Source organism: Pseudomonas sp. DSP3-2-3 (genome assembly GCF_049898225.1).
Taxonomy (GTDB): Bacteria; Pseudomonadota; Gammaproteobacteria; order Pseudomonadales; family Pseudomonadaceae; genus Aquipseudomonas.
In genome coordinates this window covers 142,106-156,004 of sequence record NZ_JAFCXH010000014.1, presented here as the reverse complement: position 1 = coordinate 156,004, position 13,899 = coordinate 142,106, and the positions used below count along the sequence as shown (strand labels likewise).

12 protein-coding genes are annotated in these 13,899 nt (G+C 58.5%); 2 read left to right on the top strand and 10 right to left on the bottom strand.

Annotation, left to right across the window (positions count from 1 at the left end; all coding sequences use genetic code 11):
* The first annotated feature begins 32 nt into the window (after nucleotides 1-32).
* Nucleotides 33-1,928 carry an acyltransferase family protein gene (locus tag ACP7E4_RS17730; RefSeq protein WP_426116536.1) on the top strand — a complete coding sequence of 632 codons (1,896 nt, stop codon included), beginning with the start codon at nucleotides 33-35 and terminating at the stop codon, nucleotides 1,926-1,928.
* A 180-nt stretch (nucleotides 1,929-2,108) separates the two neighbouring features.
* Here the strand turns inward: ACP7E4_RS17730 and ACP7E4_RS17725 are convergent, their stop codons facing one another.
* The 3 genes from ACP7E4_RS17725 to ACP7E4_RS17715 form a co-directional block, all read right to left on the bottom strand.
* Nucleotides 2,109-2,540, bottom strand: a complete 432-nt coding sequence (locus tag ACP7E4_RS17725) for a carboxymuconolactone decarboxylase family protein (RefSeq protein ID WP_426116538.1) — start codon at nucleotides 2,538-2,540, stop codon at nucleotides 2,109-2,111.
* Between the two features lie 67 nt (nucleotides 2,541-2,607).
* Nucleotides 2,608-3,210 (bottom strand): FMN-dependent NADH-azoreductase, encoded by a 603-nt coding sequence (locus tag ACP7E4_RS17720; RefSeq protein ID WP_426116540.1) that lies wholly within the window; start codon nucleotides 3,208-3,210, stop codon nucleotides 2,608-2,610.
* Nucleotides 3,203-3,661, bottom strand: coding sequence for a GNAT family N-acetyltransferase (locus ACP7E4_RS17715; protein WP_426116542.1), 459 nt, complete (start codon nucleotides 3,659-3,661; stop codon nucleotides 3,203-3,205). Before ACP7E4_RS17715 ends, ACP7E4_RS17720 begins: the two co-directional genes overlap by 8 nt.
* Nucleotides 3,662-3,751: 90 nt before the next feature.
* On the opposite strand from ACP7E4_RS17715, the gene ACP7E4_RS17710 reads away from it, so the two are divergent.
* Nucleotides 3,752-5,230: a PLP-dependent aminotransferase family protein gene (locus ACP7E4_RS17710; protein ID WP_426116544.1), complete on the top strand. Its 1,479-nt coding sequence runs from the start codon at nucleotides 3,752-3,754 to the stop codon at nucleotides 5,228-5,230.
* A gap of 1 nt (nucleotide 5,231) precedes the next feature.
* Here ACP7E4_RS17710 and glmS read toward each other — a convergent pair whose 3' ends face one another.
* From glmS to atpA, 7 genes are all read right to left on the bottom strand, one after another.
* Nucleotides 5,232-7,067 (bottom strand): glutamine--fructose-6-phosphate transaminase (isomerizing), encoded by a 1,836-nt coding sequence (glmS, locus tag ACP7E4_RS17705; protein WP_426116546.1) that lies wholly within the window; start codon nucleotides 7,065-7,067, stop codon nucleotides 5,232-5,234.
* A 10-nt stretch (nucleotides 7,068-7,077) separates the two neighbouring features.
* On the bottom strand, nucleotides 7,078-7,845 hold the full coding sequence (locus ACP7E4_RS17700) for a DeoR/GlpR family DNA-binding transcription regulator (protein ID WP_426116754.1): 768 nt from the start codon (nucleotides 7,843-7,845) through the stop codon (nucleotides 7,078-7,080).
* Nucleotides 7,846-8,081: 236 nt separating this feature from the next.
* Nucleotides 8,082-9,449 carry a bifunctional UDP-N-acetylglucosamine diphosphorylase/glucosamine-1-phosphate N-acetyltransferase GlmU gene (glmU, locus tag ACP7E4_RS17695; protein WP_426116548.1) on the bottom strand — a complete coding sequence of 456 codons (1,368 nt, stop codon included), beginning with the start codon at nucleotides 9,447-9,449 and terminating at the stop codon, nucleotides 8,082-8,084.
* Nucleotides 9,450-9,565: 116 nt separating this feature from the next.
* A complete protein-coding gene (locus ACP7E4_RS17690) occupies nucleotides 9,566-9,991 on the bottom strand; it encodes a F0F1 ATP synthase subunit epsilon (protein ID WP_426116550.1) in 426 nt (141 codons plus the stop codon).
* Between the two features lie 44 nt (nucleotides 9,992-10,035).
* Complete coding sequence (gene atpD, locus ACP7E4_RS17685; RefSeq protein WP_426116552.1) at nucleotides 10,036-11,415, bottom strand: F0F1 ATP synthase subunit beta; 1,380 nt, start codon at nucleotides 11,413-11,415, stop codon at nucleotides 10,036-10,038.
* A gap of 27 nt (nucleotides 11,416-11,442) precedes the next feature.
* Nucleotides 11,443-12,303, bottom strand: coding sequence for a F0F1 ATP synthase subunit gamma (gene atpG / locus ACP7E4_RS17680; protein WP_020292046.1), 861 nt, complete (start codon nucleotides 12,301-12,303; stop codon nucleotides 11,443-11,445).
* 50 nt (nucleotides 12,304-12,353) lie between these two features.
* On the bottom strand, nucleotides 12,354-13,898 hold the full coding sequence (atpA, locus tag ACP7E4_RS17675) for a F0F1 ATP synthase subunit alpha (RefSeq protein ID WP_020292045.1): 1,545 nt from the start codon (nucleotides 13,896-13,898) through the stop codon (nucleotides 12,354-12,356).
* Between the last annotated feature and the right edge of the window lies 1 nt (nucleotide 13,899).

Genomic DNA, 13,899 nt, shown 5'->3' with positions numbered 1-13,899 from the left:
TCGCCCTCCTCGCTCCTACGTGAAAAAACGCCATGGACTTCAGAAAAGACATCAATGGACTACGCGCTATCGCGGTCATCGCGGTGCTGCTGTTTCACTTCAACCCTGGCTGGCTGCCGGGCGGATTTGCGGGCGTCGATATATTCTTCGTGATCTCCGGCTACTTGATCACCGGCATTATCGTGCGCAGCCTGCACAAGGGTAATTTCAGCCTGATCGCCTTCTACAAATCCCGGGCCAGACGGATCATTCCGGCACTGGCCGCGTTGTGTTTTGTGCTGTTACTGGCGGGCTGGTTCTATCTGCTGCCGCTGGAATACAGCGAGCTGGGCAAACACATCGCCGGCAGCCTGGGGTTTGTCTCCAACTTTGTTTACTGGGCCGAAGCCGGGTATTTCACCGCAAGCGCCCACGAGAAATGGCTGCTGCACACTTGGTCACTCTCGGTGGAATGGCAGTTCTACATGATTTATCCGCTGGTGCTGCTGGCCTTGAGTCGCTTCATTGCCCAGCGCAATCTGCGCTGGTGGATCCTCGCCGGCTGCCTGCTGGGCTTCGGTTTCTGCGTGGTCGCCTCGTTCCTGTGGCCGGAACCGGCGTTTTACCTGCTGCCGACCCGGGCGTGGGAATTGCTGGTTGGCGGCGTCGCCTGCGTGTTTCCGGTCAAGCTGCGTGCGCTGCCACAACGCCTGCTGGAGGCGACCGGTCTGGGCCTGATGCTCGCCAGTTTCGTGCTGCTCTCCGAAAAGGACGTCTGGCCCGGTTATCTGTCATTGATGCCCGTCCTGGGAACCCTCGCGGTGATTATCTCGGCTCGTCAGGACTCGTTCATGACCAGCAACCCGTTCTCGCAATGGACCGGGAAGCTTTCCTACTCGCTGTATCTCTGGCATTGGCCGGTCGTGGTGTTGATGAGTTACGCCGGTTATCTGGGCAACACGTTCAATGCCTTCCTCGGTATTGCCTGCGCCTTTGCACTGGGACTGACGTCGTACGAATTGATCGAAAAATCGCCAGCAAAAGCGCCCAAACCCAAACGCAGCTGGAAATTCGCCACCGCCAGCGGCCTGATCACCATGGTCTTCGCCGCCGCCACTGCAGTCAGCGCGACTGAAGGCGCAATCTCACCCTTGCGCACCGTGAGCATCTCGGACAAGGCGCGCTTCGTTCAGGACTATGCGGATCGGCAGAAGAATCTGTACGAGTCGTATTGGCTCAAGTGCGATGCCTTTTCGGCCTTCACCCAGCGCGGCCTGTCGGGCATCGATGAGTCCTGCACTCACAAACAGGGCGACGGCGGCGTGTTTTTGTGGGGTGATTCCCATGCCCAGGCGCTTTCCCTGGGGCTGCGCAAGTCGCTGCCCGCAAGCACGCCGTTTTATCAAGTCGCCTCGGCCAGCTGTCGGCCCAGCCTGACCCTGGACAACGGCCGCGCCACCCCGCCGCGCGTCACTTGCAACTATTCCAACAAAAAGGCCCTGGAAAGCATCCAGAAGCTGCGGCCTGACGTGGTGGTCATCGCACAAAAGGATGAACACGACAAAACCCACTGGAGCGACATTGCCGCGCGGCTCAAGAGCTATGGAGTGAAACACATCGTGCTGCTGGGACCGCTGCCGCAATGGAACCCGTCGCTGCCCAGCGTCATCGCCAACCGCCATTGGGGCCTGAATGAATCGCACATCACCGACGCCGCGCTGGACCAGAGCGTGATGGCCGCCGACCAGGCGATCCGACGCCAGATCGATCCGCAATCGGTGGATTTCGTCTCGCTGATCGACAAGTTGTGTGTCGCCAATTCCTGTCTGGTGCGCCTGCAGGACGACTCCCTGCTGCAAATCGATTCCGGGCATTTGAGCGAAAAAGGCTCGCTGTACATCGTCAAAAACTTTGTGATGCCGGAGTTGAACAAAATCAGCGCCCGATAACTGAACCCCAATCAAAAAGCCCGCATGGCGTGACCATTGCGGGCTTTTTTTTGCTGGAAACGGCGGGGCCATCCTGTGTGGGAGCGAGCTTGCTCGCGAAGCCATATCAGGCGCTGAATCTCTGCCGGATGTACTAACCCTTCGCGAGCAAGCTCGCTCCCACAAGGATTGCTTGCCAGATCAGAGGCGCATACCGACCGCCAGCCGATTGAAGGCATTGATCAGCGATACGGCAAAGGTCAGATCGGAGATTTCGGTGTCGCTGAAGGTGGCTTTTAGCGCAGCGTACTGTTCCTCCGATGCGTCCTGGCTGGAGATATGGGTCAGCGATTCCGACCAGGCCAACGCCGCCTGCTCACGCGCATCAAACAGTTCGCTGACGCGCCAACCGGCCAGGCAGTCCAGTTTGCGCTGCGAAACACCTGCAGCACGCAGCGCCTTGGCATGCATGTCCAGGCAAAACGCGCAGCCGTTGATTTGCGAGACGCGCAGGTAAACCAGCTCGACCAACTCTTGACCGAGTGGACTCTTGTCCAGGGCCTGACTGGTGCTCACCAGACCTTGATAAGCCGCTGGAGAAAGGTCTGAAAATGGAAGACGAAGCTTGCTCATTGGATACTCCCGAATGAATGGATGAGATTACTGTGAATTTGAAAAACTGCGCATCCAGCCCTGATGCTCAAGACAGGCCACTCCCGGCCAGTTGTTGTGCCGCCGCCGCAAACGCCGCGCGGCTCACTTCTTCGCCGAGGACCATGCCTTCCAGATAGACGAAATGGACATCGAGAAGGCCGATCGCTTTCAGCACTTCAAGCAGGTACGGCGTGAGGAAATCGGGTTGCTGCCCACGCGGCTTGAGATGAAAGCCTCCCGAGCTGACGATGATGTAGACCGGGCGATCGCGCAGCAGGCCGAACTTGCCGTCGGGCCTGGCTTCGAAGCTGCGCCCGATGCGCACCACGTAATCGATCCATAGCTTCAACGCGGCAGGCACCGTGAAGTTATGCATTGGCGTCGAGATCAGCAGCAGGTCGCAACGCTCCAGCTCGCCAATCAGCTGCTCGGACAGCTCAAGTGCTGGTTGGGCGACAGGATTGCGCTGGGTCAGCGCGGTGGCGTAAGCATCAGTTATGGGCAGCAGCGGATGTGCGGCCAGGTCACGTTGGGTCAGGGAGAATTGCGCGTGCCTGGATCGCAGCGAGTCGACCCATTCAACGGCCAGTCCATAACCGGCTGACGTTTCCCCGTGAGGGCTGGCATTGAGCAGCAATAATTCACGCATGGGCGGACTCCTGAACGGCTTCCAGCGGTTGGACGAAGTGCATGCCTCGGGCCAGCAGCCCGGCACGGAAATAAAAGCGTTGTGCCAGCGCCATGTGCAGGCCGGTATCCAGGACCAGATGAGCGCAGCCTCGCAGCCGGGCTTCTTCGCGGACCTTATCCAGCAACGCCATGCCCAATCCAGACTGACGCATCGCCGGATCGACGATAAGATCGTCAACGTAGATGAACCGGCCATAGATCAGGTTTTCCAGCTCACGAAAGCCGATCAACCCGGCCAACTGGTCGCCCTGCCACATTCCCCACAACCGATAGCCATGCCAGGCCTGGCGATCCAGCTGCATGGAGAACGATTCAAGATCGCTCAAGTGCGGGCGTAGTTGCTGCATTAGCTTGAAGCCTGCCGCCTGCTCGGCGCCGCGACTCAACAGTCTGAACATGGGGGGTTGCATGGCACACTCTCCTTCAAATGTGTGCCTACTGTATGCGCCACATGGCCTACTCTATAGAGCCAAGAAGTGCAAAAATGACTAGGACATGCGGTGAATAAATCCTTGCCCGACACAACCCCGGACGCGCCGTTATATCGGCAGATCTATTTGCGTTTTCGCCAGTCCATCGCCGACGGCCACCTCAAACCGGGGGATCGAGTGCCATCGGTGCGCGCGCTGGCCGCCGAATTGAACCTGGCGCGCGGCACGGTAGAAACCGCCTATCAACTGTTAATCAGCGAAGGCTACCTGCTCGCACGTGGACCGGCTGGCACAGTGGTTTCGCAGCTGGTCGACGCCGTTGCGAGCGCGCCGCCAATCCGGCCAACTCAGGAGCCGCAATCTGCTGTCGTGCATCCGGGCACAGCTCCCATGCCATTGCAGATGGGCATGCCCGCGCTGGATGCGTTTCCGCGCAAGCTCTGGAATCGACTGGCCAGCCGCACCTTGCGTCAAGGCGGGCTGGACGCCCTCAACTATCCCGACAGCCACGGGGATCTGGCGCTGCGCACTGCGCTGGCGGGTTATCTGGGGATTTCGCGGGGTATCAATTGCCTGCCGGAACAGATCTTCATTTGCGCCGGCTATCGAGACTGTCTGGATCTGATTTGCCGCAGCCTGATGCACAAAGACGATCACTGTTGGTTCGAAGATCCCGGTTATTTCATGGCCCACCAGTTTCTCGGCGAAGCCGGCATGCAGCTGGTCCCGGTGCCGGTGGACAGTGATGGCCTGGTGGTCCAGGCCGGCATCCAGCGCGCCCCTGAAGCACGCTTTGCCGTGGTCACGCCGACGCATCAGAGTCCGCTGTGCGTTTCGTTGTCGCTAAACCGCCGTCAGGCTCTGCTGGACTGGGCCAATCGCCAGGGCAGCTGGATCATCGAGGACGACTACGACAGCGAATACCGCTACAAGGGTCGGCCGATCCCGGCGCTCAAGAGCCTGGACGAACACGGCCGGGTTTTGTACTGCGGCACCTTCAGCAAGGTGCTGGTGCCCGGCTTGCGACTCGCGTATCTGGTGGTGCCCGAAGCCCAGGTCAACCGCTTCCGCAAAATGGCCGACGACATGCACAACCATTGCCCGCAACTTTGGCAATCCACCGTCGCAACCTTTATCGAGCAAGGCCACTTCTCCCGGCATCTGAAAAAGATGCGCAGCCTCTATGCCCATCGGCGAATGTTGCTGACCAATGCCCTGAGCGCCAGGCTTGGCACGCGCTTATCGGTCAATCTCCAACTGGGTGGCATGCACCTGTGCGCGCAACTGAGCGAAAGCCTGGACGATCAGGTAATCGCTGCTGCGGCAAGACAGGCCGGGCTTGGCGTTCAGGCATTGTCCGACTGGTACCTCACCTCACCCACCGAACGCGGGCTGTTGATGAGTTTTACCAACGTGACCAGCGAGGCTCAGGCAGCGGAACTGGCTGAGCGTCTGGCGCGGGTGATGGATGCCGTAGGATCTAATGTGCCAGCCGACATCGCGGTGTACGCGAAGATCCGTAGGAGCGAATCGGGTATCTGTGGATAACTTATTCCACAGTCACCGATTTGGCCAGGTTGCGCGGCTGATCGACGTCCGTCCCCTTGAGTACTGCCACGTAATACGAGAGTAGTTGCAAGGGGATGGTGTAGAGGATCGGTGCCAGCGCATCGATGATGTGCGGCATGGCGATGACGTGGGTACCTTCGCCATTGGTCATGCCGGCTTGCTCGTCAGCAAACACGATCAACTCACCGCCACGGGCGCGGACTTCCTGCAGGTTGGATTTGAGTTTTTCCAGCAGCTCGTTGTTCGGCGCAACGGTGACCACTGGCATATCGCTGTCCACCAGCGCCAGAGGACCATGCTTGAGCTCGCCAGCCGGGTAGGCTTCGGCATGGATGTAGGAAATCTCCTTGAGCTTGAGCGCGCCTTCCATGGCAACCGGGAACTGCGCGCCACGGCCGAGGAACAGGGTGTGGTTCTTCTCGGCGAACAGTTCGGCGACTTTCTCGATGGTGTGGTCCATGGCCAGTGCTTCACCCAGACGGGTTGGCAGACGACGCAGCTCTTCCACCAGCTCGGCTTCAACGCCTTCAGCCAAAGTGCCTTGCACCTGGCCCAGCGACAGGGTCAGCAGCAGCAGGCCGACCAATTGGGTGGTAAAGGCTTTGGTGGACGCAACGCCGATTTCCGGCCCGGCCTGAGTCAGCAACGTCAGGTCCGATTCACGCACCAGTGAGCTGATGCTGACGTTGCAGATTGCCAGACTCGCCAGGAAGCCCAGCTCTTTGGCATTGCGCAAGGCGGCCAAGGTGTCGGCGGTTTCGCCGGACTGGGAGATGGAAACGAACAGCGTATCCGGCTGCACCACGACCTTGCGATAGCGGAACTCACTGGCGACTTCGACCTGACACGGAATGCCGGCCAAGCCTTCCAGCCAGTAACGCGCCACCATACCGGCGTGATAACTGGTGCCACAGGCGACGATCTGCACATTACGAACTTTGGCGAACAATTCGGCGGCCTGCGGACCAAAGGCTTGAACCAATACTTGCTGCTGGCCGAGGCGGCCTTCAAGCGTACGTTGCACGACCTTAGGCTGCTCGTGGATTTCCTTGAGCATGAAGTGGCGGAATGCGCCCTTGTCAGCGGCTTCCGCACCTTCGCGATATTGCACGATTTCACGCTCAACCGGCAGGCCGTCAACCGACCAGATCTGCACGCTGTCGCGACGGATCTCGGCGATGTCGCCCTCTTCCAGGTACATGAAGCGGTCAGTGACCTGGCGCAGGGCCATTTGGTCGGAGGCGAGGAAGTTTTCTCCAAGACCCAGACCGACCACCAAAGGGCTGCCACTGCGGGCGGCCAGCAGGCGATCCGGTTGTTTCGCGCTGACCACGGCCAGGCCGTAAGCGCCATGCAATTCCTTGACTGCCGCTTTCAGGGCGACGGTCAGGTCCGGCGTGTCCTTGAGCTTGTGGGCCAGCAGGTGAACGATGACTTCGGTATCGGTATCGGAAACGAACACATAGCCGAGACCTTTGAGGCGCTCGCGCAGGGCTTCGTGGTTTTCGATGATGCCGTTGTGAACGACCGCCAGTTCCTCGCCGGAGAAATGCGGATGGGCGTTGCGTTCGCAAGGCGCGCCGTGAGTCGCCCAACGGGTGTGCGCAATGCCGAGACGGCCTACCAGCGGCTCACCGGCCAAAGCCTGTTCCAGCTCGCTGACCTTGCCCGAGCGACGACGGCGCTCAAGCACACCCGCGTTGCTGAAAACCGCTACACCGGCGCTGTCGTAGCCGCGGTATTCCAGGCGTTTGAGGCCTTCGAGCAAGATGGCGGTGATATTACGTTCCGCGACGGCACCAACGATTCCACACATAAGTTTTCTCCTAGCTGACGGCGGCGCAAATCAACGTTATGCCGCGGGCTTCAATCTGTTCGCGTACCTCAATAGGCAGGCGATCATCGGTAATCAGGGTGTGGATACTGCTCCAGGGCAGTTCCAGATTGGGTATCTTGCGTCCGACTTTGTCGGCTTCGACCATCACCACCACTTCTCGGGCCACTTCAGCCATCACCCGGCTCAGGCCCAGCAATTCGTTGAAGGTGGTGGTGCCACGATTCAGATCGATGCCATCAGCACCGATGAATAGCTGATCGAAATCGTAGGAACGCAGCACTTGCTCGGCGACCTGGCCCTGAAAGGACTCGGAATGCGGGTCCCAGGTTCCGCCGGTCATCAACAACACAGGCTCGTGTTCCAGCTCGGACAGGGCGCTGGCGACATGCAGGGAGTTGGTCATCACCACCAGTCCCGGCTGCTGGCCCAATTCCGGGATCATCGCTGCGGTGGTGCTGCCACTGTCGATGATGATTCGCGCGTGCTCGCGAATCCTGACAACGGCAGCACGAGCGATGGCCTGCTTGTATTTCGAGACCGGCTGACCGCTTTCAGTGATCAGCTCCTGAGGCAACGTGACCGCACCGCCATAACGCCGCAGGAGCAAGCCGTTGCTTTCGAGAGCGGTCAGATCCTTACGGATCGTAACCTCGGAAGTTTCGAAGCGTTTCGCCAGCTCATCCACGCTGACTTCGCCCTGCTCGTTGAGCAAGGCGATGATGTTGTGGCGACGCTGAGGTGTGTTGCGTTTCGATATGGACACGGATTTGTTTCGTTTCGAAAGATAACGAAGGCAATCAAAACCTATTGGGCGAGGATGGTCAAGCGATTTGAATTTTAGGAAATCAAATGTGTTCTATACGCTGCGCTGTGGGACCGGATTCATCCGGGAAGACAGTATTCCTGACGGCGAATATGCAGTGAATGTACCGGCTTCTTCCCGGATAAATCCGGTCCCACGGATCCTCATTAGCCCCTGTCCTGTGGATAACTTCAGGACTTATTGATCTTCACCGGGCGCTTCCAGCCTTCGATATTGCGCTGGCGAGCGCGGGCGACGGCAAGTTGCGACTTATCCACATCCTGGGTGATGGTCGAACCGGCGGCGGTGTTCGAGCCGTCGCCGATACTCACCGGTGCAATCAGTGAGTTGTTGGAACCGATGAACACATCTTCACCAATCAGGGTTTGATGCTTGTTGGCCCCGTCGTAGTTAACCGTGATGGTTCCGGCGCCGATGTTGGTGCGCGCACCAATCACGGTATCGCCAAGGTAAGTCAGATGGCCGGCTTTCACGCCTTCGCCTAGATGGGCATTCTTCAGCTCGACGAAGTTACCCACATGCGCCTTGGCTTCCAGCACGCTTCCCGGACGCAGACGAGCGAACGGACCGGCATCGCTGCCCTCACCCATGATCGCGCCGTCGATATGGCTGTTGGCCTTGATGACGACGCCTTTGCGCAAGGTGCTGTCCTTGATCACGCAGTTCGGCCCGATCACCACGTCGTCTTCGATAATCACCCGGCCTTCGAGGATCACGTTGATATCAATCAGCACGTCGCGACCCACGGTCACCTCGCCGCGCACGTCAAAGCGCGCCGGGTCACGCAACGTAACGCCTTGCGCCATCAAGCGACGGCCTTCGCGCAGTTGATAGTGACGCTCCAGTTCCGCCAGTTGCTTGCGGTCGTTGGCACCCTGCACTTCCATCGCGTCGTGAGGCTGTTCGGTCGCCACCACCAGACCGTCGCCGACCGCCATGGCGATCACGTCCGTCAGGTAGTACTCGCCCTGGACGTTGTTGTTCGACAGTCGTCCCAGCCAGTCCGCCAGGCGCTTGCCCGGTACAGCCAGAATTCCGGTGTTGCCTTCGGTAATAGCTTTCTCGGCGTCAGTTGCGTCTTTATGTTCGACGATGGCGCAGACACGATTCTGCTCGTCGCGCACGATGCGGCCGTAACCTGTCGGGTCGTCGAGATTGACGGTCAGCAGGCCCAGTTGCTCGGCATTGACCCTTTTCAGCAGACGCTGCAGGGTTTCGACTTCGATGAGCGGCACATCGCCGTAAAGGATCAGCACGTTCTCGGCAGTCAGTTGCGGCAGCGCCTGTGCAACCGCATGGCCGGTACCCAGCTGTTTGTCCTGCAAGACGAAATTCAGATCATCTGCCGCCAGGCGCTCACGCACGACATCCGCGCCATGTCCGATCACGACATGGATGCGTTGCGGCGAAAGCTGTCGGGCGCTGTGGATAACATGCCCGAGCATGGAGTCGCCAGCGACCGGATGAAGAACCTTGGGCAGCGCCGAACGCATGCGAGTGCCTTGGCCAGCGGCGAGGATAACGATATCGAGAGACATGAGGGCTTCCAACTGAGCGAGCCGCGAACCCGTGAATCCGGGTGGGCTGATCCTGAAAAAAGAAAAAGGGTAGCCGAGGCTACCCTTTTACTCAATCGCGCAGAATGACGACGGGGTTAGCCGCCGTACTTCTTACGAATTTGCTGAACGGTACGCAGCTGGGCTGCGGCCTCGGCCAGACGAGCGGTTGCAGATCCGTAATCGAAATCTGCGCCCTTTTCGTGCAGAGCTTTCTCGGCTGCCTTTACGGCTGCCTGAGCAGAGGCTTCGTCCAGGTCATCAGCACGTTGCACAGTGTCGGCAAGCACCTTGACCATGTTCGGTTGAACCTCGAGGAAACCACCAGAGATGTAGAACACCTCGGCTGCTCCGCCCTGCTTGATCAAGCGGATCGGACCTGGTTTCAGATCAGTGATCAGCGGCGCGTGGCCTGGAGCGATACCGATATCACCCAGGTTGCCGTGCGCAATCACCATCTCGACCAGACCGGAGAAAATTTCTCCTTCCGCGCTGACGATATCGCAATGGACTGTCATAGCCATTTGCTTGCCTCGACCTGATTAGCGCCCGTTGCCGGGCGCTGGGATTACAGTTTCTTGGCTTTCTCGATCGCTTCTTCGATGCCGCCGACCATGTAGAACGCTTGTTCTGGCAAGTGGTCGTAGTCACCGTTGAGGATGCCTTTGAAGCCGGCAATGGTGTCTTTCAGGGAAACGTATTTACCCGATGCACCAGTGAAGACTTCAGCCACGAAGAACGGTTGCGACAGGAAGCGCTGGATCTTACGAGCACGGTTAACCAACTGTTTGTCGGTCTCCGACAGCTCGTCCATACCCAGGATCGCAATGATGTCCTTCAGTTCTTTGTAGCGCTGCAACACGTACTGTACGCCGCGAGCGGTGTCGTAGTGTTCCTGGCCGATTACGTTCGGGTCCAGCTGGCGCGAAGTCGAATCCAGTGGATCTACCGCTGGGTAGATACCCAGGGAAGCGATGTCACGGGACAGTACGACGGTTGCATCCAAGTGGGCAAACGTGGTCGCTGGCGACGGGTCAGTCAAGTCATCCGCTGGTACGTATACCGCCTGGATGGAAGTGATCGAACCATTCTTGGTCGAAGTGATACGCTCTTGCAGAGTACCCATCTCTTCGGCCAGGGTCGGCTGGTAACCTACTGCGGAAGGCATACGGCCCAGCAGTGCGGATACTTCAGTACCGGCCAGCGTGTAACGATAGATGTTGTCGACGAACAGCAGAACGTCGTTACCTTCGTCACGGAATTTCTCGGCCATGGTCAGACCGGTCAGTGCTACGCGCAGACGGTTACCCGGCGGCTCGTTCATCTGACCGTAAACCAGTGCCACTTTGTCCAGAACGTTGGAGTCCTTCATCTCGTGGTAGAAGTCGTTACCCTCACGGGTACGCTCACCCACACCGGCGAACACGGAATAACCGCTGTGCTCGATGGCGATGTTACGGATCAGTTCCATCATGTTTACGGTTTTGCCTACACCGGCACCACCGAACAGACCGACTTTACCGCCTTTGGCGAACGGGCAAACCAGGTCGATAACCTTGATGCCTGTTTCCAGCAGATCGTTGCCGCCCGCTTGCTCAGCGAAGGATGGCGCAGGACGGTGAATGCCCCAGCGTTCTTCGGTGGCGATTGGACCGGCTTCGTCGATCGGGTTGCCCAACACGTCCATGATCCGGCCCAGAGTCGCTTTACCGACCGGTACGGAGATGGCTGCGCCAGAGTCTGTAACTTCCAGACCACGCTTCAAGCCCTCGGTGGAGCCCATCGCAATGGTGCGAACCACGCCGTCGCCCAGCTGCTGCTGAACTTCCAGGGTGGTCGCTGCCGCGCTTTGAACCAACAGCGCGTTGTAAATGCTCGGTACGCTATCGCGTGGGAATTCCACGTCGATCACGGCGCCGATGATTTGAACGATACGTCCGCTACTCATTAGCTGGTTCCTCTAATATTTGAACCGTTAAACCGCGGCAGCGCCGCCGACGATTTCCGAGATCTCTTGGGTGATCGCTGCCTGACGCGCCTTGTTGTAGATCAGCTGCAAATCGCTGATCAAATCACCGGCGTTGTCTGTGGCGTTCTTCATCGCGATCATCCGCGCTGCTTGTTCAGCTGCGTTGTTCTCGACCACCGCCTGGTACACCTGCGACTCAACGTAGCGAACCATCAAGCCGTCAAGCAGCTCTTTGGCGTCCGGTTCGTAGAGATAGTCCCAGTGGTGCTTGAGTTTCTGATCCGGGGTTGCCACCAGCGGAATCAATTGTTCCACCGTTGGCTGCTGGGTCATGGTGTTGATGAACTTGTTGGATACCACGGACAGGCGATCAATACGGCCATCCAGGTAGGCATCCAGCATCACCTTGACGCTGCCGATCAAATCATTGATCGACGGCTCTTCGCCCAAGTGGCTGATCGCAGCGACGACGTTACCGCCGAAGTTGCGGAAAAATGCCGCACCTTTGCTGCCAACCACGCACAGATCGATCTCTACGCCGTTTCCACGGTTTACCGCCATGTCCCTGACCAAAGCCTTGAACAGGTTGGTATTCAAGCCACCGCACAAACCACGGTCACTGCTCACTACGACATAACCGACACGCTTTACTTCGCGCTCGATCATGAACGGGTGGCGGTATTCCGGGTTGGCGTTGGCCAGATGACCAATCACCTGGCGGATGCGCTCCGCGTAAGGACGGCTAGCAGCCATGCGCATTTGAGCCTTGCGCATTTTACTGACCGCCACTTTTTCCATGGCGCTGGTGATCTTTTGCGTGCTTTTGATGCTCGCAATCTTGCTGCGAATCTCTTTTGCGCCTGCCATGTAACACCTATCAGGTTAGCAAGCGGGAGCCTTTCGACCCCCGCTGCGGCTTACCAGGTTTGGGTGGCCTTGAACTTCTCGATACCGGCTTTCATGCCAGCGTCGATCTCGTCATTGAAGTCACCCTTCACGTTGATCTTCGCCATCAAATCGGCGTGATCGCGGTTGAAGTAAGCAATCAGCGCTTGTTCAAAGCTGCCAATCTTGGCGATTTCGATGTCGATCAGGAACCCACGCTCAGCGGCATACAGCGACAGCGCCATGTCAGCAATCGACATTGGTGCATATTGCTTCTGCTTCATCAGCTCGGTAACGCGCTGACCATGCTCAAGTTGCTTACGGGTCGCTTCGTCCAGGTCAGAAGCGAACTGGGCGAATGCCGCCAGTTCACGGTACTGAGCCAGAGCGGTACGGATACCACCGGAGAGCTTCTTGATGATCTTGGTCTGCGCAGCACCACCCACACGGGATACCGAAACACCAGCGTTCACAGCCGGACGGATGCCGGAGTTGAACATGGCCGATTCCAGGAAGATCTGACCGTCGGTGATGGAAATCACGTTGGTCGGAACGAACGCGGAAACGTCGCCTGCCTGGGTTTCGATGATCGGCAACGCGGTCAGGGAACCGGTTTTGCCGGTCACTGCGCCATTGGTGAACTTCTCTACGTATTCTTCGGAAACACGCGATGCGCGTTCCAGCAGACGGGAGTGGAGATAGAACACGTCGCCTGGGTAAGCTTCACGGCCTGGTGGACGGCGCAGCAGCAGGGAAATCTGGCGGTAAGCCACTGCTTGCTTGGACAGATCGTCATAAACGATCAGCGCGTCTTCACCGCGGTCGCGGAAATACTCGCCCATGGTGCAACCCGAGTACGGTGCAAGGAACTGCAGCGCAGCGGATTCGGAAGCACTGGCAGCAACGACGATGGTGTTAGCCAACGCGCCGTTTTCTTCGAGTTTGCGAACCACGTTGGCGATGGTCGATTGTTTCTGACCGATTGCTACGTAGACGCAGAAGATGCCGCTGTCTTTCTGGTTGATGATTGCGTCGATGGCCAGAGCGGTTTTACCGATCTGACGGTCACCGATGATCAGCTCACGCTGGCCACGGCCGACTGGAATCATGGCATCGACGGCTTTGTAGCCGGTCTGCACAGGCTGGTCGACCGACTTACGCCAGATCACGCCCGGTGCAACCTTCTCGACAGCGTCAGTGATGACGTTGTTCAGAGGGCCTTTGCCGTCAACTGGGTTACCCAGTGCATCGACTACGCGGCCAAGCAGTTCCGGACCAACCGGAACTTCTAGGATGCGGCCAGTGCACTTGGCGCTCATGCCTTCAGCCAGAGTCGTGTAAGCGCCCAGTACCACAGCACCTACAGAGTCTTGCTCAAGGTTCAGCGCCATACCGTAGACGCCGCCCGGAAACTCGATCATCTCGCCGTACATTACGTCGGCCAGACCGTGAATCCGCACGATGCCGTCAGATACGCTGACGACTGTGCCTTCGTTACGGGCTTGGGAGGTTACATCGAGCTTGTCGATGCGACCCTTGATGATTTCACTTATTTCGGAAGGATTGAGTTGCTGCATT